Origin of the sequence: Hafnia sp. (assembly GCF_036648275.1) — a bacterium.
Classification (GTDB): domain Bacteria; phylum Pseudomonadota; class Gammaproteobacteria; order Enterobacterales; family Enterobacteriaceae; genus Hafnia; species Hafnia alvei.
Map to the genome: position 1 here is coordinate 1 of NZ_JAVXIQ010000026.1, position 25440 is coordinate 25440.

Annotated in this window: 24 protein-coding genes; 1 reads left to right on the top strand and 23 read right to left on the bottom strand. The window is 50.1% G+C overall.

The features are described 5' to 3' along the window. Positions 1–85: 85 nt before the first annotated feature. The 19 genes from cpoB to sdhC form a co-directional block, all read right to left on the bottom strand. Positions 86–889, bottom strand: a complete 804-nt coding sequence (cpoB, locus tag RSC70_RS17435; RefSeq protein WP_063585627.1) for a cell division protein CpoB — start codon at positions 887–889, stop codon at positions 86–88. Positions 890–911: 22 nt separating this feature from the next. Then, a complete protein-coding gene (pal, locus tag RSC70_RS17440) occupies positions 912–1427 on the bottom strand; it encodes a peptidoglycan-associated lipoprotein Pal (protein ID WP_025800719.1) in 516 nt (171 codons plus the stop codon). 48 nt (positions 1428–1475) lie between these two features. Then, positions 1476–2768, bottom strand: coding sequence for a Tol-Pal system beta propeller repeat protein TolB (gene tolB, locus RSC70_RS17445; protein ID WP_025800718.1), 1293 nt, complete (start codon positions 2766–2768; stop codon positions 1476–1478). Between the two features lie 181 nt (positions 2769–2949). Then, complete coding sequence (gene tolA, locus RSC70_RS17450; RefSeq protein WP_130971620.1) at positions 2950–4188, bottom strand: cell envelope integrity protein TolA; 1239 nt, start codon at positions 4186–4188, stop codon at positions 2950–2952. A gap of 171 nt (positions 4189–4359) precedes the next feature. Continuing rightward, on the bottom strand, positions 4360–4782 hold the full coding sequence (tolR, locus tag RSC70_RS17455) for a colicin uptake protein TolR (RefSeq protein WP_004096609.1): 423 nt from the start codon (positions 4780–4782) through the stop codon (positions 4360–4362). A 13-nt stretch (positions 4783–4795) separates the two neighbouring features. Beyond that, positions 4796–5470, bottom strand: a complete 675-nt coding sequence (gene tolQ, locus RSC70_RS17460; RefSeq protein ID WP_202209954.1) for a Tol-Pal system protein TolQ — start codon at positions 5468–5470, stop codon at positions 4796–4798. Positions 5471–5475: 5 nt separating this feature from the next. Beyond that, a complete protein-coding gene (gene ybgC, locus RSC70_RS17465; protein WP_025800716.1) occupies positions 5476–5880 on the bottom strand; it encodes a tol-pal system-associated acyl-CoA thioesterase in 405 nt (134 codons plus the stop codon). A 146-nt stretch (positions 5881–6026) separates the two neighbouring features. Continuing rightward, positions 6027–6320, bottom strand: coding sequence for a cyd operon protein YbgE (gene ybgE / locus RSC70_RS17470; protein WP_025800715.1), 294 nt, complete (start codon positions 6318–6320; stop codon positions 6027–6029). Further along, positions 6320–6433, bottom strand: a complete 114-nt coding sequence (cydX, locus tag RSC70_RS17475) for a cytochrome bd-I oxidase subunit CydX (RefSeq protein WP_020303871.1) — start codon at positions 6431–6433, stop codon at positions 6320–6322. The genes ybgE and cydX overlap by 1 nt, the downstream gene beginning before the upstream one ends. Before the next feature lie 12 nt (positions 6434–6445). Then, positions 6446–7585: a cytochrome d ubiquinol oxidase subunit II gene (gene cydB, locus RSC70_RS17480; protein ID WP_040045729.1), complete on the bottom strand. Its 1140-nt coding sequence runs from the start codon at positions 7583–7585 to the stop codon at positions 6446–6448. Between the two features lie 14 nt (positions 7586–7599). After that, a complete protein-coding gene (gene cydA / locus RSC70_RS17485; protein WP_332543088.1) occupies positions 7600–9162 on the bottom strand; it encodes a cytochrome ubiquinol oxidase subunit I in 1563 nt (520 codons plus the stop codon). Between the two features lie 858 nt (positions 9163–10020). Beyond that, entirely contained in the window at positions 10021–10890 is an 870-nt protein-coding gene (gene sucD / locus RSC70_RS17490; protein ID WP_040045727.1) for a succinate--CoA ligase subunit alpha, read from the bottom strand. Further along, entirely contained in the window at positions 10890–12056 is a 1167-nt protein-coding gene (sucC, locus tag RSC70_RS17495; protein WP_025800711.1) for an ADP-forming succinate--CoA ligase subunit beta, read from the bottom strand. Before sucC ends, sucD begins: the two co-directional genes overlap by 1 nt. Positions 12057–12186: 130 nt before the next feature. Further along, on the bottom strand, positions 12187–13401 hold the full coding sequence (odhB, locus tag RSC70_RS17500) for a 2-oxoglutarate dehydrogenase complex dihydrolipoyllysine-residue succinyltransferase (RefSeq protein ID WP_025800710.1): 1215 nt from the start codon (positions 13399–13401) through the stop codon (positions 12187–12189). Positions 13402–13461: 60 nt separating this feature from the next. Continuing rightward, positions 13462–16269 (bottom strand): 2-oxoglutarate dehydrogenase E1 component, encoded by a 2808-nt coding sequence (gene sucA / locus RSC70_RS17505; RefSeq protein ID WP_332543089.1) that lies wholly within the window; start codon positions 16267–16269, stop codon positions 13462–13464. Between the two features lie 451 nt (positions 16270–16720). Beyond that, the gene (locus RSC70_RS17510; protein WP_025800708.1) at positions 16721–17437 is read right to left on the bottom strand and encodes a succinate dehydrogenase iron-sulfur subunit; all 717 of its coding nucleotides are present in this window, start codon (positions 17435–17437) and stop codon (positions 16721–16723) included. 51 nt (positions 17438–17488) lie between these two features. Further along, positions 17489–19270, bottom strand: a complete 1782-nt coding sequence (gene sdhA / locus RSC70_RS17515) for a succinate dehydrogenase flavoprotein subunit (protein ID WP_025800707.1) — start codon at positions 19268–19270, stop codon at positions 17489–17491. Between the two features lies 1 nt (position 19271). After that, positions 19272–19634, bottom strand: a complete 363-nt coding sequence (gene sdhD, locus RSC70_RS17520; protein ID WP_332543090.1) for a succinate dehydrogenase membrane anchor subunit — start codon at positions 19632–19634, stop codon at positions 19272–19274. After that, positions 19628–20029 (bottom strand): succinate dehydrogenase cytochrome b556 subunit, encoded by a 402-nt coding sequence (gene sdhC, locus RSC70_RS17525; RefSeq protein ID WP_025800705.1) that lies wholly within the window; start codon positions 20027–20029, stop codon positions 19628–19630. The genes sdhD and sdhC overlap by 7 nt, the downstream gene beginning before the upstream one ends. A gap of 764 nt (positions 20030–20793) precedes the next feature. Here sdhC and RSC70_RS17530 point away from each other — a divergent pair. After that, positions 20794–22074, top strand: coding sequence for a citrate synthase (locus tag RSC70_RS17530; protein WP_304185802.1), 1281 nt, complete (start codon positions 20794–20796; stop codon positions 22072–22074). A gap of 121 nt (positions 22075–22195) precedes the next feature. Here the strand turns inward: RSC70_RS17530 and nei are convergent, their stop codons facing one another. From nei to pxpB, 4 genes are all read right to left on the bottom strand, one after another. After that, complete coding sequence (nei, locus tag RSC70_RS17535) at positions 22196–22987, bottom strand: endonuclease VIII (protein WP_025800703.1); 792 nt, start codon at positions 22985–22987, stop codon at positions 22196–22198. A 66-nt stretch (positions 22988–23053) separates the two neighbouring features. Next, positions 23054–23788, bottom strand: coding sequence for a 5-oxoprolinase subunit PxpA (gene pxpA, locus RSC70_RS17540; protein ID WP_332543091.1), 735 nt, complete (start codon positions 23786–23788; stop codon positions 23054–23056). Next, a complete protein-coding gene (gene pxpC / locus RSC70_RS17545) occupies positions 23781–24710 on the bottom strand; it encodes a 5-oxoprolinase subunit PxpC (RefSeq protein ID WP_130998801.1) in 930 nt (309 codons plus the stop codon). The genes pxpA and pxpC overlap by 8 nt, the downstream gene beginning before the upstream one ends. Next, complete coding sequence (gene pxpB, locus RSC70_RS17550) at positions 24704–25360, bottom strand: 5-oxoprolinase subunit PxpB (RefSeq protein WP_046360562.1); 657 nt, start codon at positions 25358–25360, stop codon at positions 24704–24706. Before pxpB ends, pxpC begins: the two co-directional genes overlap by 7 nt. Positions 25361–25440: the final 80 nt, after the last annotated feature.

Sequence of the window (25440 nt, forward strand, 5' to 3'; positions counted from 1 at the left end):
TTAATAATCAGTTCAATTGATTGCACTTCGTACGTTCAGGCCCATAAATTAAACAAATCGTCTACTTCTGAGCCTGAAAATACGCTTATGATGCAGCAATACGTTTTTGAGCCTGCTTTGCAGCATCACTCGTTGGGTACTGCTTAATGACCTGCTGATAAACGGCTTTGGCTTTATCAGCCTGCCCTTTCTCCTGCATGATCACCCCAACCTTGTACATCGCGTCAGGCGCTTTCGGGGATTTAGGGTAATTTTTGACAACTACGGCAAAATAATAAGCCGAGTCGTCTTTTTTACCTTTGTTGTAAAACAGCTGCCCCAGCCAATAATTTGCATTTGGCTGATAGGTTGAATCTGGATATTGTTTAACAAAGCTTTGGAAGGCCGTAATCGCCTGATCGTTCTGCTTTTTCACCAACACCAAATCTACCGCACGGTTGTAATCCGTGTTGGCATCACCACTGCTAGCTGGTGCAGTGCTCGCTACAGGGGCTGCTGCAGTGCTAGAAGCATCAGAAGCCGTCGAGGCTGAGGCGGCTGAATCTGCGGCTGCGGCGCCTGTATTGGCACTGCTATTAGCACTACCTTGGCTGTCTAACTGCAAGAGGATCTGTTTTTGACGTTCAACAACCTGATTCAGTTGATACTGACTTTCTTGGATTTGGCCACGAAGAGAATCAATGTCGCGCTGGTTATCGGAGAGTTGCTGTTGGAGCTGAGAAAATAGTTGACCCTGAGCATTGGTAATACGCTCAAGTGAAGTGACTCGGTCTTCAACCGAGCCGGAGCCGACGCTACTGATTGGGGCTTGGGCAATAGCGGCCCAAGGGGCCGCTATTCCAACCAGTAACGACAGACTCAACAAGTGAAGTCTGAAGTTACTGCTCATGCGATACTCGTCTTACTAACTATTAGTAAACCAGTACGGCACGACGGTTTTTAGCATAGGCTGCTTCGTCGTGGCCCAGTACTGCTGGTTTTTCTTTACCGTAAGAAACGATAGAGATCTGATCAGCGCCTACGCCTTTACCTTGCAGGTACATCTTAACTGCGTTAGCACGACGTTCGCCCAGGGCGATGTTGTACTCAGGAGTACCGCGCTCATCCGCATGACCTTCTACAGTCACTTTGTAAGATGGGTTGTTACGCAGGAAAGCAGCATGCGCATCCAGCATCTGAGCGTAGTCAGAGCTTACATCGTACTTGTCCAGACCGAAGTAAACGATGTTGTTTTTCTGGAGTTCTTGCATCTGCAGACGAGCCTGTTCTTCAGAAGACAGGTTGCTGCTGCCGTTTTCCATACCGTTACCAGCGCCAGCACCCATTGCTGATTGATCGTCGTTCGCATTTTTATGTGAACTACAAGCAGCTACAGCCATGATAGGCAGTGCCAACATCAGCCCCTTCAGAACTTTGTTCAGTTGCATCTCTTTGATCCTTTTATAATTTGCTATACATATCTTTTTATACATGCATCACAGATACGGCGACCAGGCAGGGAATTTCACCTGACCATCGGTTGCCGGAAGACGCGCTTTGAAACGCCCGTCGGTCGAGACTAGCTGCAACACGGAACCCAGTCCTTGAGTAGAACTATAGATAACCATGGTACCATTTGGCGCGATACTCGGCGTTTCGTCTAGGAACGTGCTGGTCAAAACTTGATTCGCATTCGATCCGAGATCCAGTTTAGTGATGTGCTGTGAACCGCCGCTTGTGCCAACCATGACAAGGAACTTGCCGTCAGAACTTACGTCGCCATCCTGATTCTGAGAGCCTTCCCAGGTCAGACGTTCAGGCGCACCACCATTAATATTCACTTTATAGATCTGTGGACGTCCACCTTGGTCAGATGTAAATGCCAAAGTTTGACTATCCGGGAACCATGAAGGCTCCGTATTGTTGCTACGGCCATCAGTAACCTGACGAATTGAGCCAGAGCCCAAATCCATAACATACAGGTTCAAGCTGCCTGTTTTAGACAGCGCGAACGCCAACTTGCTGCCATCTGGAGAGAACGATGGCGCACCGTTGTGACGTGGGAATGACGCTACCTGACGGATTGCCCCGTTAGACAGAGTCTGAATCACCAGCGCTGATTTACCGCTTTCGAAAGTCACATAAGCCAGTTTGCTACCGTCTGGAGACCAAGCTGGAGACATCAATGGCTGTGGTGAACGGTGAACAACAAACTGATTATAGCCATCGTAGTCAGCAACGCGCAGTTCATAAGGGAACTGGCCGCCGTTAGTCTGCACAACGTAGGCAATACGGGTACGGAATGCGCCTTTAATACCGGTCAGCTTTTCAAAAACTTCATCGCTGCTGGTATGTGCCGCATAGCGTAGCCACTGCTTGGTCACTTTGTACTGATTCTGAGACAGAACGCTGCCAGGGTTACCAGAGGTATCAACCATCTGATAAGAAACCATATAGCCGCCATCTGCGCTTGGCTGAACCTGACCCACCACGACCGCATCAATACCCAATGCCGTCCACGCTGCCGGAGTCACTTCAGCAACCGTAGTTGGCTGCTGCGGCATACGGTTGGTGTCAATCGGATTGAATTTACCGCTGTTGCGTAAGTCAGCCGCGACAATCCCACCGATATCTTCAGGAGCAGAACCCGGTCCCATCCATTTGAAAGGCACTACACCGATCGGACGAGCGGTATCGACACCCTGAGTAATCACTATTCGGACTTCCGCGTGGAGCACACTGGCCCACAGGATTAATAGCCCCATCGCTACACGAAACGCCTGCTTCATCATATCTCCCTTATCTGACCCCGATGGCCACGATAATTTAGCAGAATTTTAACAAACCAACGCACACAAAACTACATATTGCCCAGTAGAACCATCATATAATTCCGAAACTTTACGTACACTATATGTTGCTTTACTTGGGCTTTTTCTAATGCACTGTTATTCAAACAAAACCAGACAATCAGTTCGGTTTAAAATCAACAGGCGCATTTTTAAATATCTGGTAAATGGCGTCACTTGGCGGCTTAGGATATTTCGCCATTCTCGCTGCTGCAACCGCCGCCTGACAAAGCGCAGGATCGCCACCTTCAGAAGTCACGCTTAGCAGCATGCCATCTGACGCGAGCTTAATACGCAGGTTACATACTTTGCCGCTAAAGCTCGGATCTGTATGGAACTTACTTTCAATCGCCGCTTGAATCTGTCCAGCGTAGTTACTGATATCCGCGCCAGAAGCTCCACTCGTTTTGCTATTACCTTTTCCTGCCGCGCCAGCTTTGCCAGAAGTCCCCGCAGCACCTGCGGCTCCCCCACCCTTCGGCGCGTTTTTGCCATCAGCGAGGCCATCAAACAGGTCGTCAACGCCTTCTGCGGCTTTCGCAGCGGCGGCGGCATCGGCCTTTTTCTTGGCATCTGCGGCTTTTTTCGCAGCGGCTGCAGCTTTAGCTTCAGTATCGGCTTTCGCTTTAGCATCCGCGGCAGCTTGTTTTTTCGCTTCAGCTGCGGCTTCTTTCTTAGCGTCTTCAGCCGCCTTCTTCGCCTCATCAGCAGCCTGTTTTTTGGCTTCTTCAGCGGCTTTCTTAGCATCAGCTGCAGCTTGTTTTTTCGCTTCAGCTTCGGCCTGTTTCTTCGCCTCTGCTGCCGCTTTCTTCACTTCTTCTTCCGCTTGTTTCTTCGCAGCGGCAGCAGCAACAGCCGCCTCTTTGGCAACTTCCTGCTTCGCTTTAGCTGCTGCTAGGGCAGCCTCTTTCTTAGCGTCTTCTGCTGCCTTTTTCACTTCGTCCGCAGCCTGCTTTTTAGCTTCTTCAGCCGCCTGTTTGGCGTCTTCTGCCGCTTGCTTAGCATCTTCCTGCGCCTGAATTCTCTCTTTTTCCAGCTCTTTTAGACGCTGCTGTTCCTCAGCCTGTTTTTGTTGTAGTTCTTCAGCCTGCTTTTCGGCTTGTTTTTTACGCTGCTGTTCTGCACGACGCGCATCACTTTGCTGCTGTTGCTGGCGATCATTATACTGTTGAACCATTGCACCGGAATCAACCATGACTGCATCAATGGCAGAACCGCCGCCACCGCCGCCGCCAGCACTTATCGTTGAATCCTGCATCATTGAGCCCCAGACTAATAACGCTATCAGGACAATATGCAAAATGATTGAAACGATGACAGAGCGATTTAGCTTATCGTTTTTCTCAGATGCCTTTACCACGATTCAGTTTCCAAGAGCCAGTATCCCGGAGCCGGTTTCCAAAAGCTCAGTTAAACAAATTAAGTGCCAAATATCCTCTGCGCAAAATGCAACACGCAGCCTATAAACAGGCTGCATGCTAGCGCTTTAGTACAGGAATTCCAACACGGATTTCATGCTTTTTTGCAGCAATCAGATCGGCTGCGTCATTAACCCTACAGAGGCTACACCTGCTTGATGCAAAAGATTCAGCGCCTTAATGATTTCGTCATAAGGTACATCTTTAGCACCACCGATCAAAAATACGGTTTTTGGATTAGCTTTAAGCTGAGATTGCGCTTCCGCAACAACCTGCTCCGCTGGCAGCTGTTCCATACGATTATGATCAACCACAACCGCATATTGGCCAATGCCAGACACTTCAACGATAACCGGTGGGTTGTCGTTGGTGCTTACCGTTTTTGAATCCGTTGCGTCGGGTAAATCAACCTCAACGCTCTGGGTGATAATCGGCGCTGTCGCCATAAAAATCAGTACCAGAACTAATAACACGTCCAGTAATGGAACGATGTTAATTTCAGATTTGAGCTCGCGACGGCCACTTGATCTCGCCATGCTAACCTCCTACTTATTTAGATTCGGTAGCAAAAGCCTGACGGTGCAGAATGGCAATGAACTCTTCCATAAAATTGGTGTAATTCTGTTCAAGCTTATTCACACGCTGATTCAGACGGTTGTAGGCCATAACCGCTGGGATTGCAGCAAACAGACCAATCGCCGTTGCGATCAATGCTTCTGCAATACCTGGAGCAACCATTTGTAGGGTTGCCTGTTTAACAGCACCCAAACCGATAAAGGCATGCATAATCCCCCAAACGGTACCGAACAGGCCGATATACGGGCTGATTGAACCAACGGTACCCAAGAACGGGATATGCGTTTCCAAACCTTCAACTTCGCGATTTAATGAAATGCGCATCGCACGCGTTGCGCCTTCAATCACGCCATCCGCAGCGTGGCTGTTTACACGATGTAAACGCGCAAATTCTTTAAAACCAGAATGGAAGATTTGCTCCGAGCCAGTCAGGCTATCACGGCGAGTTTGGCTTTCCTGATACAGACGAGATAACTCAATTCCCGACCAGAATTTATCTTCGAAGGCTTCAGCATCACGCGTGGCCGCATTCAAGATGCGGGTACGCTGGATGATGATGGCCCAAGAGGCGATAGAGAAGCACACCAAAACCAGCATGATAAGCTTTACCAGCAGGCTCGCCTTCAAAAATAAATCGAACATGTTCATGTCAGTCACTGCTTAAACTCCGCGACAATAGACTTGGGAAGCGCAATAGGCTTCATTTGGTTTTGATCGATGCATGCAACCAACACATCAGCTTGGCTTAAAATTTTGCCTTGCGAATTGATGATACGTTGGGCAAACGTGAGAGAAGCCCCTCGTATGGCGGTAATCTCAGTCTCTACCTCTAGCATGTCATCCAGACGTGCAGGCGACAGATACTCTACCGTCATGCGACGGACAGCAAAAGCGACATGCTCACTCAGCAATTGTTGCTGACTGAAATTATGTTGGCGCAGCATCTCTGTGCGCGCTCTTTCATAAAAAGCGACGTATCGTGCGTGATAAACCACGCCCCCGGCGTCCGTGTCTTCGTAATATACACGTACCGGCCATCGGAAGATCATAATACTCACTCTACATCTCAGAAATGCAAATTAACGCGGTTACTATACTCACTTGAAAACGGGTTGGGAATGGGGGAGGTAGATGAGAACGAAAATAATTATGGATCAATCATGGACCCATAATTATTTTGAAGAATTACTAACCGTTCTTGACGTTAACTGAAGAAGTGTAACAAACCGGCCAGCAGAATAATTACGGCAGGCAATGGAGAGAACACAGCTTTCCATAGACTGCGGTAAGGACGAAAACCTACGCCATGTATCACACCAGCGCAAACCGCCCACATAATTAATAGCCCTTGCCAAATCTCAAGCTCACTGGTCTTGGCGGCAAAACGCGATGGGTCCCAAAAAACACAAAACGCCACCACTAATGCCAGAACCAGTGAAAGGGCCCGTAACGGGCCCTTGTCCATGATCTGATAGAGCTTATCAGATAAGTTAGCCATTACTCGGCGTCTTTCGCCGTTGCCTTGGCTTCGCTGTTTTCAATCGCCATCGCAGTGATGATAGCGAAGAAACAAGCCAGAAGCGTTCCTAAAATCCAGGCAAAATACCACATGGTTATCGCTCCTTAATAAAGTGAGTGCGTGTTTTCTTCGATATATTTTTTGTCCAAACGGCCGAACATTTTGTAGTAACACCAGATGGTGTACAGCAGCACAATTGGAACAAAAATAATCGCAACCACGGTCATCACTTGCAGAGTCAGCAAGCTAGACGTCGCATCCCACATGGTCAGACTCATGCTTGGGTTGGTGATAGAAGGCATCACGAACGGGAACATGGTCACACCGGCGGTCAGGATCACACAGGCAATGGTCAGAGAGGAGAACAGGAACGCCCAGCCACCTTTCTCAACGCGTGAGCACAATGTTGTCAGCAACGGCAGTACCACACCCAGCGCAGGCAGAGCCCACAGGATTGGATACTTGTTGAAGTTCAACAGCCATGCACCGGCCTGATGAGCGACTTCTTTACGCAGCGGGTTAGACTGTGCCGCAGTATCGATAGCAGAAGTAATCACATAACCATCAATGCCTTTCACCAGCCAAACGCCTGCCAGCAAGAACGCTACTGCCATGACCAGTGAACAAATCTGCGCCGCCGTACGAGAGCGCAAGTGCACTTCGCCCGTGGTTTTCATTTGCAGATAGGTTGCACCCTGAGCCAGCAGCATCGTCAAGCTAACCACACCCGCCAACAGACCAAACGGATTCAGCAGTTGGAAGAAGTTGCCTGTGTAGTAAAGACGCAGGTATTCATCAATATGGAATGGAACACCCAACAGCAGGTTACCGAATGCCACGCCGAAAACTAATGCAGGCACGAAGCTACCAATAAAGATGCCCCAGTCCCACATGTTACGCCAGCGTGTACTTTCGATCTTAGAGCGGTAATCAAAGCCAACCGGACGGAAGAACAATGATGCCAGCACTAAAATCATAGCAACGTAGAAGCCGGAGAATGCAGCCGCGTAAACCATTGGCCATGCAGCAAACAGCGCACCACCCGCGGTTACCAGCCAAACTTGGTTACCTTCCCAGTGAGGGGCAACCGCGTTAATCATAATACGGCGTTCGGTATCGGTCTTACCGATGATACGGGAGAGCACACCTACCCCCATATCAAAACCATCGGTGACTGCGAATCCAATCAGCAGCACACCAACGAGCAGCCACCAGACAAACCGCAATACTTCATAATCAAACATAGCGTGGACTCCTGTTAGCGCGCTTCTACTGCATTCGTCTGTTCAAAATGATAACGACCGCTCTTCAGGCTGCTTGGCCCCAAGCGAGCAAATTTGAACATCAAATACATTTCTGCGACTAAGAACAGCGTGTACAGACCGCAGATCAGAATAATGGAGAACAGCAGATCGCCCGTTGTCAGAGAAGAGTTCGCCACCGCGGTCGGCAATACTTCACCGATAGCCCATGGTTGACGGCCATACTCAGCAACAAACCAGCCCGCTTCACAGGCAATCCAAGGTAAAGGAATACCCAGCAATGCCGCACGGTGCAGCCAGCGTTTTTTACCCACGTTACCGCGAACAACACTCCAGAAGGACAGTGCAATGATCAGCAACAGCGCAAAGCCACATGCCACCATGATGCGGAAGGCGAAGTACAACGGAGCAACTTTAGGAATAGAGTCTTTGGTTGCGGCCTGAATCTGCTCTTCACTTGCCTGAGATGGGTTATCAGTATAACGCTTCAGCAGCATACCGTAGCCCAAGTCCTGCTTGGATTTGTTGAAGGCATCACGCACGGTAGGATCGGTGTTACCGGTACGTAGTTCCTGCAGCAACTCGTAAGCTTTCATACCATTACGGATACGAACCTGATGCTGAGCCATCAGCTCTTTCAGGCCAGTCACTTTCTGATCAAGCGAACGCGTCGCGATCAGACCCAGTGCGTAAGGAATTTGAATCGCATATTCGTTGGTCATGGTTTCCTGATTAGGGATACCAAACAGAGTAAACGATGCTGGAGCCGGTTGGGTTTCCCACTCTGCTTCAATCGCTGCCAGTTTGGTTTTCTGTACGTCACCCATCTCGTAACCGGATTCATCACCCAGAACGATAACAGACAGAGACGCAGCCAGACCAAACGCCGCGGCGATAGCAAATGAACGCTTAGCAAAGGCGAAATCACGGCCTTTCAGCAAGTAGTAGGAACTGATACCCAGAACGAACATGGCACCGGTCACGTAGCCCGCAGAAACGGTGTGAACGAATTTCACCTGAGCAACTGGGTTTAATACCAGCTCAGAGAAGCTCACCATTTCCATACGCATGGTTTCGAAGTTGAAATCCGAAGCGATTGGGTTCTGCATCCAGCCGTTAGCAACCAAGATCCATAGTGCGGACAGGTTAGAACCCAGCGCGACTAACCATGTTGTTGCTAAGTGCTGCACTTTGCCCAGACGATCCCAGCCAAAGAAGAACAGACCAACAAAGGTAGATTCAAGGAAGAACGCCATCAACCCTTCAATGGCCAGCGGCGCACCAAAGATGTCTCCAACGTAATGGGAATAGTATGACCAGTTAGTCCCGAATTGGAATTCCATGGTTAAACCCGTGGCAACCCCAAGCGCAAAGTTGATACCAAACAACTTGCCCCAGAACTTAGTCATATCTTTATAAACTTGTTTGCCCGTAAGAACGTATACCGTTTCCATAATGGCCAACAAGAACGCCATACCTAGCGTTAGTGGCACAAACAGGAAGTGGTACATCGCCGTTAAGGCAAACTGTAACCGTGACAGTTCGACAATATCCAACATCTTGACTCCTTGCTCCTCGCAGGAAGACTCCGACTTGCGGCAACACGGCTCCCGTTCGAGTACGGAAGTCACATAACTACCAGCAGTGAATGCCCTTCAACAACAAATTGGAACCTCCCCCAATTCTCGGCAGCCTACGCTTTCCAAATCTTAGCAACGGGTGTTGAGGTAAAAACCTCTCCATCAGCATAGTTCAGAAAACGTTTGAAACGAAAAACCGAAGGAAGATAACAAATATAACAATAAAAACGACTCAGTATTACAGACGAGTAAATAGTACCCCGCCATTCCCACACAATAAATAGGTATTTTCATGTTAGGAATTAGATTTGTGTATTTAGGTCACGTTTTAGGCAAATGGTTATAATTACCCAAAATTGATCTGCGACAAGATTAGCAAAACACTCTGTTTAAGGCACTATTTCTGGCATTTTTTTATAGGAATTTCATTGATCTATGTTAAGTAAAAGTATCATAAACGTATTCATGGTTACTTATTGTTAATTGATTGTTATTTATTCGGCATGCTGTTTCTTTTCCGTGATTTTTTATTTTCATTGCACGCTATTTTCAATAACAGAGTAATAAAGCAACGTGACAAATCGTCAGTAAGCAAAGCGGAAACGTTACGCAAACAGGTAAGAAGTTAATGGCGAAAGAAGCAATAGCGTAGAGTTGATGTAGCATAAAATATCGCCATTTTTCTCCGCGTGGCGAAGGAATTGCAGCGGTCATTTAACCGCGATACGGAATGTCGTTGCTTTGAGTATAAAAAAGGGCCACCGAAGTGACCCAACATGTCGAAACTTTTCTGTTTCTTTCAATAAACAGCGTTCAAACGTGATGTTTGAACAAGACTTAACGCAATACTGTTTTCACTGCGTTGCCAATTTCGGCCAAGCTGCGCACGGTTTTCACCCCAGCCGCTTCCAACGCTGCAAATTTTTCGTCCGCAGTGCCTTTCCCACCGGCAATAATGGCGCCAGCGTGGCCCATACGTTTACCTTTAGGCGCAGTAACACCCGCGATGTAGCCTACAACTGGCTTAGTCACATGCTCTTTAATGTATGCAGCAGCGTCTTCTTCAGCGTTACCGCCGATTTCACCAATCATCACAATCACTTCAGTCTGCGGATCTTCCTGGAACAATTTCAGAATATCGATGAAGTTAGAACCTGGGATTGGATCACCTCCGATACCGACACAGCTAGACTGGCCAAAACCGATATCTGTCGTTTGCTTAACGGCTTCATAGGTCAAGGTGCCAGAACGAGACACGATACCCACTTTACCCGGCAGATGGATGTGACCAGGCATGATACCGATCTTACATTCACCCGGAGTGATAACGCCTGGGCAGTTTGGACCGATCATGCGTGCTTCGCTCTGCTCCAGCTTCGCTTTCACCACCAGCATATCCAGCGTCGGAATGCCTTCAGTGATACAGATGATCAGCTTAATGCCTGCATCAATCGCTTCCAGAATGGAATCTTTGCAGAAAGGCGCAGGAACATAGATAACCGACGCCGTTGCACCTGTCGTTTCAACCGCTTCACGCACGGTATTAAATACCGGCAGACCCAGATGTTCGGTGCCGCCTTTACCTGGCGTAACACCGCCAACTAATTTGGTACCGTAGGCCAAAGCCTGTTCAGAATGGAAGGTGCCCTGACTGCCGGTAAAACCTTGGCAGATCACTTTGGTATCTTTATTAATTAAAATGGACATTATTTCCCCTCCACGGCAGCAACAACCTGCTGCGCAGCATCCGTTAAGCTTTTCGCTGCAATAATATTCAGACCACTGTCAGCCAGTTTTTTCGCACCCAGCTCAGCGTTGTTACCTTCTAGACGAACCACAACCGGTACGTTAACGCCCACTTCAGCTACGGCACCGATAATCCCATCAGCGATCAGGTCACAGCGCACAATGCCGCCGAAGATATTGACCAGCACCGCTTTCACTTTCTCGTCGGAGAGAATAATTTTGAACGCTTCGGTCACTCGCTCTTTGGTTGCACCGCCGCCAACGTCTAAGAAGTTAGCAGGTTCGCCGCCGTGCAATTTAACGATGTCCATGGTACCCATCGCTAAGCCAGCACCGTTCACCATGCAACCGATGTTGCCGTCTAGTGCAACGTAGTTCAGTTCCCACTGTGCAGCCTGAGACTCACGCGCATCTTCCTGAGAAGGATCGCGCATTTCACGCAGCTCAGCTTGGCGGAACAGCGCATTGCCGTCAGCGCTCAGTTTGCCGTCTAAACAGATCAGATCGCCCTGCTTGGTGATAACCAGCGGGTTAATCTCAACCAAAGCCAGATCGCGCTCAAGGAACAGCGTCGCCAGGCCCATAAAGATTTTGGTGAATTGACCGACTTGTTTGCCCGTCAAACCCAGTTTGAATGCCAGCTCACGCCCCTGATAAGGCTGTGGGCCAGTCAGTGGATCCAGTGCAGTTTTATGGATCAAGTGTGGCGTTTCATCAGCCACTTTCTCAATTTCCACGCCGCCTTCGGTGGATGCCATGAACACCACGCGACGCGTGCCACGGTCGACAACCGCGCCCAGATACAGCTCTTTATCAATGTCCGTTGCGCCTTCCACCAGAATCTGGTGAACCGGCTGACCCAGCGCATCTGTCTGGTAAGTCACTAAACGCTTACCTAACCAGTTCTCAGCAAAAGCACGGATCTCTTCTTTAGATTTAACCAGCTTAACGCCGCCCGCTTTACCGCGGCCACCAGCGTGAACCTGACATTTCACCACCCACGGGCCGGAACCGATTTTGGATGCTGCTTCTTCTGCTTCGCGAGGTGTGGTGCAGGCATAACCGACCGGTGCCGGTAGACCATACCGAGCAAACAGTTGTTTGGCCTGATATTCGTGTAGATTCATGATGTTCTATCCATTTAATTATATTTGTGGATATGACCCGCTGTTAGCGAATCAGTGCATAGCGTCTTTACTTCAGTAGGGGTTCTCCATTCCCCGCACACCTGAAAGGAGCACGGGGAGGAGACTTGGCTTATACGTCTAGCAGCAGACGAGCCGGATCTTCCAGCATCTCTTTCACCGTAACCAAGAAGCCTACGGATTCGCGTCCATCGATCAGGCGATGATCGTAAGACAGAGCCAGATACATCATTGGCAGGATCACAACCTGACCATTCACCGCCATCGGACGATCTTTGATCGCGTGCATGCCCAGAATCGCGCTCTGCGGTGGGTTGATGATCGGAGTAGACATCAGTGAGCCGAATACGCCGCCGTTGGTAATGGTGAAGTTACCGCCGGTCAGTTCTTCAACTTTCAGTTTGCCATCACGACCTTTCACCGCGAGTTCTTTAATATTTTTCTCAATGTCAGCCATACCCAACGTATCAACGTTGCGCAGCACTGGCGTTACCAAGCCACGCGGCGTGGATACGGCAATGCTGACGTCGAAGTAGTTGTGATAAACCACATCTTCGCCATCAATAGAGGCGTTCACTTCTGGGTAACGTTTCAGCGCTTCCAGCACCGCTTTGATGTAGAAAGACATAAAGCCCAGACGCACACCGTGGCGTTTCTCAAACGCTTCGCCGTACTGCTTACGCATGTCCATGATTGGCTTCATGTTGACTTCGTTAAAGGTCGTCAACATCGCGGTGCTGTTTTTCGCTTCCAGCAAACGCTCAGCCACACGCTTACGCAGGCGAGTCATCGGAACGCGTTTTTCAGTACGAGCACCTAACGGAGCCGCAGCAGGTGCTTCAGGCTCAGCCGCTTTGGCAGCTTTTGGTGCTGAAGCTAAATGTTTGTCAACGTCTTCACGGGTCAGACGGCCACCCACGCCGGTGCCTTTGATATCAGCGGCATTCAGAGAATGCTCGGCTAACAGGCGACGAATGGCTGGGCCTTGTGCATCGCTGCTACCGTCTTCCAGATCCGCCGTATGGCGTGAAGCCGGGGTTGATTCAGACGATTGCGCTTTGTCAGTGGTCGGTTTGCCGGATACATCAGCCGGACGCAAACGCCCCAACAGCTGGCGAGAAAGTACGGTTGCACCCTCTTCTTCCAGAATGGCATCCATAATGCCGGCTTCCGGCGCTGGCACTTCCAGAACAACTTTGTCGGTTTCGATTTCAACGATCACTTCATCGCGGGCAACGGTATCGCCCGGTTTTTTGTGCCACGTTGCAACCGTAGCGTCGGCAACGGATTCAGGTAGGTCAGGGACCAGAATTTCTACGCTACTCATGCTATATCCTTTTTTATAACCAATTTTTTTGCAGAACTGGGCGCTTATGCGCCCAGACTCTTATTCCACGTTCAGCGCGTCGTTAACCAGATCTTGCTGCTGTTTCTGGTGAACCGACATATAACCCACAGCCGGCGAAGCCGATGCCGCACGCCCCGCATAACGCAACGATGCTCCAAAAGGAATCACTTCACGGAAGTTATGCTGGCTACAGTACCAAGCACCTTGGTTCAGTGGTTCTTCCTGACACCAGACAAAATCGTGTACGTGGGCATAAGGGGCAAATGCATCCTGAATCGCCTGGTGAGGGAATGGATACAGCTGTTCGATACGCACAATCGCCACGTCTTTCTGTTCGTTTTTGCGACGTTGTTCCAACAGGTCGTAGTAAACCTTACCGGAACACATCACCACACGCTTAACGTCTTTTGGATCGATTTCATCAATCTCGCCAATCACCGGCTGGAAGCTGCCGTTTGCTAGTTCTTCCAAAGAAGATACCGCTAACGGATGGCGCAGCAAGGATTTAGGCGACATAACAATCAGAGGGCGACGCATTCCGCGCAGCGCCTGACGACGTAGCATGTGATAAACCTGAGCCGGCGTAGACGGAATACAAACCTGCATATTCTGGTCAGCGCACAGTTGCAGATAGCGTTCTAAACGCGCAGAGGAGTGCTCAGGACCTTGGCCTTCATAGCCATGTGGCAACAGCATCACTAAGCCACACAGACGACCCCACTTCTGCTCGCCGGAGCTGATGAACTGGTCAATCACCACCTGCGCACCGTTGGCAAAGTCACCAAACTGCGCTTCCCAGATGGTCAGCGTGCGAGGCTCTGCGGTGGCATAACCATATTCAAAGGCTAAAACAGCGGCCTCAGACAGCACGGAGTCCCAAACTTTGAAATCACCTTGGCCGTTATGCACGTTTTCTAGCGGAATATAAACGGAGCCATCTTTCTGGTTATGAATCACTGAATGGCGGTGGAAGAACGTACCACGCCCGCAGTCTTCGCCAGAAATACGTACTGGAACACCTTCATCCACTAAGGTGGCGTAGGCCAAGTTTTCAGCCGCGCCCCAGTCAAACAGTTTGTTACCTTCAGCCATCTCGGCACGGTCGCCATAAATTTTGGCCACACGCGACTGCATTTCAACCGATTCTGGTGCACGGCTGATACGACGAGCTAAATCCTGCAAACGTTTCAGCTCAACGGTGCTTGGATAAACTTCATCCCACTCATGGTTCAGGTAAGGAGACCATGTGAAGGTATGCATGTTCATCGGACGCCACTCGTCCACCACACACTCGCCGCGATCCAACGCGTCACGATACAGGTTAACCATTTCCGTGGCATCTTCGAGAGAGGCAACGCTCTGCTCGGTCAGCTTATCAGCGTAAATTTTACGCGGGGTCGGATGTTTTTTGATTTTCTGATACATAACCGGCTGGGTTGCACTTGGCTCATCAGCTTCGTTATGACCATGGCGGCGGTAGCACACCAGATCGATCATCACATCACGTTTAAAGGTGTTACGGAAATCGAGGGCCAAACGCGTTACAAAGGCAACGGCTTCAGGATCATCCGCGTTAACGTGGAAGATCGGCGCCTGAACCATTTTCGCGATGTCAGTACAGTACTGAGTTGAACGCGCGTCTTTCGGATTAGAGGTGGTAAACCCGATTTGGTTGTTGATAACGATGCGAACGGTACCGCCCACTTCGTAACCACGCGCCTGAGACATGTTCAGCGTTTCCTGCACAATGCCTTGGCCTGCGATTGCCGCATCACCGTGAATGGTGATTGGCAGAACCATATTGCTACGCGCTTCGTCCAGACGATCGCGACGGGCACGTACCGAACCCATGACCACCGGGCTCACAATTTCCAGATGCGACGGGTTAAACGCCAACGCCAGATGCACCAGACCGCCTTCGGTTTCAACGTCTGACGAGAAGCCCATATGGTACTTAACGTCACCGGCACCGAGGTGTTCTTTATGTTTACCGGCAAATTCGTCGAACAGATCCTGCGGTTTTTTACCCAGCACGTTAATCAGCACGTTCAGACGGCCACGGTGCGCCATCCCGAGAACGGCTTCACGCGTGCCGTTCTTACCGGCATGACGGATCAGCTCTTTGAGCATAGGCACCAACGCGTCGCCGCCTTCCAGTGAGAAGCGTTTCGCGCCAGGGAATTTTGCTCCCAGATAGCGCTCCAGCCCTTCCGCTGCGGTTAACTCACGCAGGAAACGCTGTTTTTCTTCTTGAGTAAAGGAAGGCTGACCGACAACAGATTCCAAACGTTGCTGAATCCAACGTTTTTCTTCCGTGTTGGTGATGTGCATATATTCTGCACCGATGGAACCACAATAAGTCTGCTTAAGCGCCTGATACAGATCGGACAGCTTCATTGTCTCTTTGCCGATGGCAAAAGAACCAACGTTGAACGTCTGATCAAAATCTTCTTCGGTCAGGCTGTGGTAGGACGGTTCCAGATCGGGCACCGCATCCTGCTTCCACAAACCTAATGGATCCAGATTGGCTTGTTGATGACCACGGAAACGGAAGGCGTTGATCATCTGCAACACCTTGACCTGCTTAGCATCCGTATCAGGGTCGTTTAGAGAGAGATTAAACCGGGACGGGTCTTTCGCCAGACGACGGAAGTAGTCTCGTGTTTGAGAGTGGAATTGTTCCGATTTCAGGCCGATCGTCGGCAACTGTTGGAAAATTTCCTTCCAGCTCAGATCCACCGAGTCAGGATCGGTGAGATAGTCTTCATAGAGCTGCTCTATGTAGGACTGGTTTGCGCCCGCCAGATAGGAGGAATCCAGCCAGGCCTTCATTGCGCCGTTCTGCATCATGATCCCTTAAGCTGTTTTCAGCTTTAGTTTTCGCCGTGATAAACATCATGCTTTTAACAAATTCTCGCATCCAACCGAGTGTTATTAAAAACATTTATCGTAATTACATACATCGCAATTACTTTACCGTAACTATCTTATAGTAATTGCACCTATCGTCAGATGACTCTATGTGCTTTTTGTGACGAAGATACATCACCTGTTGCAAAAATGTGTCTTACGTCTTAGTACTACCTATTGCAACCCCTCTCATCTTCCCTTTTCAAGGAGGGAGAGGTTCGCATAAATCCAACGCTAAGCGCTGGAATTTTAAATAAATATCCCCTAAATAATTCGAGTTGCATGTAAGCGGCAAGTTTGTGAAGCCCTAGTCACAGAGATAACTATGTGACTAGGATAAACAAACGCAGCCAATACCCATGCAGCTTGAAGTATGACGGGGTAAGCCTTACGCGCTGCGGTGAAGCAACATAGACTTAATATGACCAATTGCACGGGTCGGGTTCAAGCCTTTTGGACACACATTGACGCAGTTCATAATGCTATGGCAGCGGAATACGCTGAAAGCGTCGTCTAAATCGTCTAAACGGCTATCCGTTTCGGTGTCACGGCTATCGATTAAGAAACGATACGATGCCAATAGACCCGCTGGGCCGATAAACTTATCAGGGTTCCACCAGAACGATGGGCATGAGGTTGAACAGCATGCACAAAGAATACATTCGTACAAACCATCTAACTTCTCACGCTGTTCCGGCATCTGCAAATGCTCACGTGCCGGAGGATTTTTACCGTCGTTAAGCAGATAAGGCTTAATTTTTTCGTATTGGGTGTAAAACTGCCCCATATCGACCACCAGATCGCGCACGACGGGCAAACCTGGTAGCGGACGGATCACAATTTTTTTGCCTGAACGCTGTAGGGTTGAAACCGGCGTGATACAAGCCAGCCCGTTCTTACCGTTCATGTTCACACCGTCAGAACCGCAAACCCCTTCACGACAAGAGCGACGGAAGGCCAGCGTTGGATCTTGCTCTTTAAGCAAAATCAGCGCATCGAGCAGCATCATGTCGCGGCCTTCTTCGGCCTCTAGGGTGTAATCTTGCATCCGTGGCGCGTTATCGACGTCCGGGTTATAGCGATATACAGAAAACTCTACTTTCATGACCGTTTCTCCGCAAAAAATGGGTAACTAACCGAGTGATTGATGGAACAATCAATAAGTACGGATCTTCGGCGGGAACGCCGGACGTAGCTTAGGTTCCATGTTCACGCTGCGGCGTGTCATGCTCTCGGTTTGCGGCAGATACAGGCTATGGCACAGCCAGTTAGCGTCATCACGATCTGGGAAGTCGAAGCGGCTATGTGCGCCACGGCTTTCGGTACGGAAGTTCGCTGAAACTGCGGTCGCAAAAGCAGTTTCCATCAGGTTATCCAATTCCAAGCACTCAACGCGTTGGGTATTGAAATCGCTAGAAGTATCGTCCAGACGCGCGCTTTTCAGACGCTCACGGATCACTTTCAGTTCTTCCAAGCCTTTCGCCATCGCATCACCTTCGCGGAATACCGAGAAGTTGTGCTGCATGCAAGACTGGAGATCTTTACGGATTTGAACCGGATCTTCACCGCTGCGGGTGTTGTTCCAACGATTCATACGATCCAGAGAAGCTTCGATATCAGATTCGCTCGCATCGCGGCTTGGACCCTGCTCGGTCAGGCACTCTTGCAAATGCAGGCCAGCAGAACGGCCAAATACCACGAGGTCGAGCAGTGAGTTACCGCCTAGACGGTTAGCCCCATGGACCGATACGCAGGCAATTTCGCCAACCGCAAACAGCCCAGGGATCACGACGTCTTCACCCTTCTCATTCACGGTTAATGCTTGACCGGTGACTTTGGTTGGGATCCCACCCATCATATAGTGGCAGGTTGGGATAACAGGAATCGGCTCTTTCACCGGATCCACGTGCGCAAAGGTACGCGACAGTTCCAAGATCCCCGGCAAGCGCGCTTCAAGCACATCTTTGCCCAGATGATCCAGTTTCAGTTTGGCATGCGGCCCCCAAGGGCCATCACAGCCACGGCCTTCACGAATTTCAATCATGATGGAGCGTGCAACCACGTCACGACCAGCAAGGTCTTTCGCGTTTGGCGCATAACGCTCCATGAAACGCTCACCGTGTTTATTCAGCAAATAACCGCCTTCGCCACGGCAACCTTCTGTAACCAGAACCCCCGCACCGGCGATACCGGTTGGGTGGAACTGCCACATTTCCATATCCTGCACCGGAACCCCGGCACGCAGCGCCATACCCACGCCGTCACCGGTGTTGATATGCGCGTTAGTGGTTGACTGGTAAATACGCCCTGCACCGCCGGTCGCCAAAATTGTGGCTTTCGCTTTGAAGTAAACCACTTCACCGGTTTCGATACAGATAGCCGTTGTGCCAACCACGGCGCCGTCTTGGTTTTTCACCAGATCCAGCGCATACCACTCGGAGAAAATCGTGGTGTGGTTTTTCAGGTTCTGCTGATAAAGCGTATGCAACAGCGCATGACCGGTACGGTCAGCCGCCGCTGCGGTACGTGCCGCTTGCTCGCCGCCAAAGTTTTTAGACTGGCCACCAAACGGACGCTGATAAATTTTGCCATCGTCTAAACGCGAGAATGGCAGCCCCATGTGTTCTAATTCTAGAATCGCCTCTGGGCCGGTTTTACACATATATTCAATGGCGTCTTGGTCACCGATATAGTCGGAGCCTTTCACCGTGTCATACATATGCCATTCCCAGTTATCTTCATGGGTGTTACCCAGTGCAACCGTAATACCGCCCTGAGCGGATACGGTATGAGAACGCGTCGGGAATACTTTAGATAACAGAGCGCAAGACAGTCCCATCTGGGAAATTTGCAGCGCGGCACGCATACCTGCGCCACCCGCACCGATAACAACAGCATCAAATTCTCTTACTTCAAGACCACTAACTGACTGACTCATGTTAGGCACCCCACACAACTAATGTTCCATAAACCAAATAAACCACTAACGCGACAACGATAATCAGCTGCAAAATCAGCCGTAATGCCAGCGGTTTAATGTAATCCGTTAACACTTGCCACATACCAATCCAAGCGTGAGCCAGAATTGATACCAACGTGAGCACGGTAAAGACTTTAGTGATGTTAGAGGCGAAGAATCCGCGCCAGATTTCATAGGTCAGAGAATCTGCGGTGAAGATAAAACCGAGAATGTAGAGGACATATAAGGTAATAACGATGGCCGCCGCACGCAGCAGTAACCAATCATGAATACCATTACGGCCTAAGGCTGATGCACTGGTTTTTGAGTTTGGGGTTACCATACGAGGACTCCAGCTAAAATAGAAAGTACGACGGTGATCGCAAATGAAACATAAGCTGTGCGACTACCTGCGGCGAAACTCTCTTCGATGTAGCCAAAATCCATCAACATGTGACGAATACCACCACAGATGTGGTACGCCAATGCGGTGAGGATGCCCCACACAATGAATTTAACGATAAAGCTATCCATAACCGCTGCGGCCTGAACAAACCCTTCTGGAGAAGAAAGAGAAAGTCCCAGTAACCAAAGCAGAATACCGAGTGATACAAAGGTAATCACACCTGAAGCGCGGTGTAATATGGAGGCTATCGCAGTGACGGGAAATCGGATCGTTTGCAGATCCAGATTGACGGGTCTTTGTTTTTTTGAAAGCTTTTTGACATTTTTTATCATAGCGCCCACACAGCTCTTTTATTATTTTTCCTTCCTCCGGGCCTGGGCGGGGTCAAGCAGCGCTTTACCTGTCTGATTAAAGTTGCTTCGGCGTTTACCTATCGCAACCCAATAAGTTGGGTAATCCATCACGTCACGCGCCTACAGCTTCCACTGTGCTAAAACGGCGCGCTTCATATTCACGCTGGGTGCTCCTACTTCAGGGCAGTTTCTTAGAGGGTACAACCCTAAAAAACAATAAGTCCCGGAGACCTGGCGGCAGTATAGAAGTATCACAATTTGATTACAATTCGAATACAACCTGATTAAAGACATTTGACCGGAACAGTGACATGAGTCACGAAAGTAACAAATACGCCAAAATTAATTACATGATTTGACAAGGAATCAACATTTCCGTTACAACAGGGTGGCAAATAGACCTACGTTGTACTATTGATGAGCAAACTCTTTCCCCAAATGCAAAGTTATGCAACAGTGGGATATGTGAATACCCATAGGTTTAGCGTAGGCAATAATTAATTATGTTATAAAGAATACCAACGAATCATTAACATTCTAAACATCGACGAGCGAGTAGTCGTCGAACGACAAACTGGCCGTTAGCAGGATAAATTGCACTCTGTACCCTATAATTTAAGACCCCCACGACATTCGACGGTGGTCAACAGAGCGCGAAGAACCGCTAACAGGGAGGCTGGTACCCACTAACGGTGTGTCGGTCGTTAATGGTTCTTAAATCTAGAGGCGCTAAGGAGACTGTAATGGCTAACAAGAAAGCGACGCTGACGCTCGATTCCGAAACAATTGAACTTGATGTACTTTCGGGCACGTTAGGTGCGGATGAGATTGATATTCGTAGCCTCGGTTCAAAGGGCTACTTCACGTTTGACCCAGGATTTACCTCCACGGCCTCTTGCGAATCTAAAATCACCTATATCGACGGTGACGAAGGCATCCTGCTACACCGCGGTTTCCCTATCGATGAGCTGGCAAAAAACTCCAACTATTTGGAAGTTTGCTACATCCTGCTTTACGGCGAAGCACCAACGCCAAAAGAGTACGAAACCTTTAAAACCACGGTCACTCGCCACACCATGATCCACGAACAGATTACCCGTCTGTTCCACGGTTTCCGTCGTGACTCTCACCCAATGGCGGTGATGTGCGGTGTTACCGCCTCTCTGGCGGCGTTCTACCATGACTCCTTAGACGTTAATAACGAGCGCCATCGTGAGATTGCGGCTTATCGTCTGTTGTCAAAAATGCCAACGCTGGCGGCGATGTGCTACAAGTATTCACTCGGCCAACCGTTTGTTTATCCGAGGAATGACCTGTCTTACTCCGGCAACTTCTTGAACATGATGTTCTCAACGCCATGTGAAGAATATGTGGTCAACCCAATTCTTGAGCGCGCGATGGATCGTATTTTGATCCTGCACGCTGACCACGAACAAAACGCTTCAACCTCAACCGTTCGTACCGCGGGCTCTTCCGGCGCTAATCCATTTGCCTGTATCGCTGCGGGTATTGCCTCGCTGTGGGGACCTGCGCACGGCGGTGCAAACGAAGCGGCACTGAAGATGCTGGAAGAAATCAGCTCAGTTGATCACATTCCAGAGTTTGTTCGTCGTGCCAAAGACAAAAACGACTCTTTCCGCCTGATGGGCTTCGGTCACCGTGTTTATAAAAACTATGACCCACGCGCTACCGTCATGCGTGAAACCTGTCACGAAGTGCTGAAAGAATTGAACCTGCAAGATGACCTGCTGGAAGTGGCGATGGAGCTGGAACACATCGCGCTGAACGACCCGTACTTCATCGAGAAAAAACTGTATCCAAACGTCGACTTCTACTCAGGCATCATTTTGAAAGCTATGGGTATTCCGTCTTCAATGTTTACCGTTATCTTCGCTATGGCACGTACCGTAGGCTGGATTGCCCACTGGAACGAAATGCACGACGACGGCATTAAAATTGCGCGTCCTCGTCAGCTGTACACCGGTTACGACAAACGTCCGTTTGCGTCTCAGTTGAAGAAATAATTTAGCTAAAACGCCCTCCCAGACTCCCCCTTTTCAGGGGGATAAGCATACCGAGAACCTATTTCGATCTGCTCCCTCCCCGACCAAGGGGAGGACTGGGATGGCGTATTATTCCTAACCATCACCGCTGGCAATTCGGGCACCAATAAAACGGTCTAGACGAAATCATCGTTTTCTCAATCATCTCACCGCAGCGCAGACAAGGTTCACCGGCGCGGTGAAAGACTTTGAATTGAAACAGTGCACCATGATGCACGTCGTCATCCATCGTTCCACGGGTGTTATACGAAAGGCGAGGAATATCCAACAGCGCATGGGATAAGTGCTCAAGCTGATCTTCACGCAGCGACTGAGCGTTATGCGTTGGAGCCAGTTCAGCATCCCACAAAATCTCAACCCGCAGATAGTTACCTAAGCCCGCCAAAAAACGCTGATCCAGTAATAACCCGCCAAACTGACGGCGGCGAAACGCAGGCTGCATCAAACGCTCTTTGACCTGCGCCGCATTCAGTCGCAAATCTAAAACATCCGGTCCAACGCGTTGTAAAAACGGATGCTGCGCAATCTCCTCGCGCGGTGCGATGGTGATATCCGACGCGCTATACAACAAAATGGCTTTATCTTCAGTTTCAAGACGAACGCGCAGATCGCGTTTGGTATCCGGCGTTTCGCCCGCATCAACGATTTTCCACACCCCATACAGCTGATTATGGCTATACATGGTTAAGCCATTGGAAAAGTGTGTCAGTAGCGCTTTGCCACGCGTTTCAATATCTTCTATTTTTTCGCCGACCAGCTGTGATTGATAATGCTTTAACTGCGGAAACGCAAACCATACTTCGGTCAGCGTTTTGCCTACTACGGCATCGGTGAGCTTATCCGCAGCGCGACGAATCTCTGGGCCTTCTGGCATCTGAACTCTCTTAATCTGGCTAAAACCTAAGGCCAGAATAGCGCGATCGGCATAGCGTGCCAAACCTCACTCAGCGCTGACCTTAATCCCTTGCTGTGAAAAATGGGCGCGTAACAAACGTGCGAAATCCAACGCATGTGCATTGTCGCCGTGCAAACACACGGTGTCAGCCTGAACAGGCACAATATCGCCCTGAGGGGTAACAACCTGATGATGCTGCACCATCATCAGGGTGTGGCGCAGCGCTTGTTGATCGTCGGTGATTAGCGCATCAGGTTCACTACGCGGAACTAAACTACCATCAGCCTGATAGTTGCGATCGGCAAAAACTTCCTGCCATGTGGTTAAGCCTAATGCTTGCCCCTCACTTATCAGCGCGCTTCCCGCCAGACCAACCAACCGCAGCGCGGGGTTGAAATCCAGCACGGCACGCGCAATGGCATGCGCCAGCGCGGGGTCAACCGCAGCTTGGTTGTAGAGCATGCCATGGGGTTTAACGTGCCGCAGGGTGGCACCCAGCGCCAAACAATGTCGATTGAGCGCATGAAGCTGTTCAGTGACCAACTGATAAACCTCATCGGGATGCAGATTTTGACGGCTGCGGCCAAAGTTTTCTCGGTCAGCAAAACTCGGATGCGCGCCGATATCGACGCCCAACTCCTTGGCCCAAATAACCGACTGTCGCATGGTTGCATCATCACCGGCGTGGTATCCACAGGCGATATTGGCTGAGCTAACCAGCTTTAGCAGCGCGTAGTCGTTCGCCCCGCCTTCGCCTAAATCCGCATTGAGATCAATCACCCTGAATCCCTCGCTCAAGCTGGCGCAGATAAATTCTCTGTTCTTTATACGCCTGCTGCGCCTGTGCCAGCGTGCAACGAATAAAGTGAATCGGCTCACCGAGGCGGATCTGTGCCAAATGATAGAGATCGGCTTCGATCACACAGGCAATACGCGGATATCCGCCGGTGGTTTGCGCATCAGCCATCAGCACAATCGGCTGACCGCCGTGCGGCACCTGAATAACGCCGGGCAATAGACCATGTGCAAACATCTCGCGTGAACTCTCGCGCTTCAACGAATGTCCGGTTAAGCGATAGCCCATACGATTACTTTGCGGACTCAGATGCCACGGTGTACGCCAGAAAAAGTCCTGCTCCTGCGGGCTAAACTCCTGAAACTCTGGCCCCGGCAACACACGGATATAGTTGTTGAAAAGTAGTTGCTTAATACCTTGGGATTTTTTCGGCACAAAGTGAATGTCACCTAAAGGCAAGCTATCGCCATCCTTTAATTTACGCCCTTCCAATCCGCCAAATCCCCCAGTGAGATCGGTGCTTCGCGATCCCAACACTTCGGGCACATCAATCCCTCCGCTGACGGCAAGATAGCTGCGCATGCCGCGCTTAGGACGGTGTAACACCAAACGCTGTCCTGCCCGAACCGGATAATTCCAGCCGGTCCAAATACGCTGCTGGTCCAGATAGGCATCGCACCCCGCACCGGTTAACGCCATCCAGCCATCACGGGCAAACTCCACCGTACATTCACCTAGGGTGATCTCAAGCCCTGCGTCAGTGCCTTTATTTCCTACCAAGATATTCGCGGCGTACAGCGCGGGCGCATCCAAGGCACCGCCTAAACTCACGCCTTGTCCACGAAAGCCATGACGCCCCTGATCCTGTACCGTCGTTTGTAGACCCGCACGAATAATTTTCAACATACTCCCTCCTTCTGCGGTACAAAGCGCACGCTATCACCGGGACGTAGCAAGGTTGATGACGAAGCCTGAGGATCAAATAACGCCAGCGGCGTATTGCCAATAATCTGCCAACCACCGGGAGAGGCTAACGGATAAACGCCGGTATGGCTGCCGCCGATACCCACCGAGCCCTGCGGTACTTTAACTCTGGGAACAGCGCGCCGTGGCGTATGCAACGCCTCAGGCAAACCGCCTAAATAGCCAAATCCCGGCTGAAAACCGAGGAAATAGACCACATATTCGGCGCTGCTGTGCAGCTCGACGGTCTGACGTGCGGTCAGATTATGCAACCGAGCCACCTCTTCGAGATCGGGCCCTTCTGCTCCCCCATAAATCACGGGAATATCAATGTGGCGCACCTCTGGCTGGGCAGACTCGCTCTCTTCCCACCACTGCTGTAGTTTTTCCAGCGCTTCAACCGGATCGGCCTGCGGTACCGATAGCAGCAGCGTAATGTTGTTCATGCCGGGGATCACTTCCGCTACGTTCGGATACTCGCGCAGACGCGTGGTTAACGACCAAATACGCTTTTGACTCTCTAAAGACAAAGGGGGCTCAAGTTCTAACACCGCCGCGCGTTCACCTAACAGATAACATCGTGCTTTTTGCAAGACCGCCTCCCTATGGATTTCACCCACAAATAATCAATCACTACGTTAACTTATGCGCAAAGACAACACTGCCGTCAATA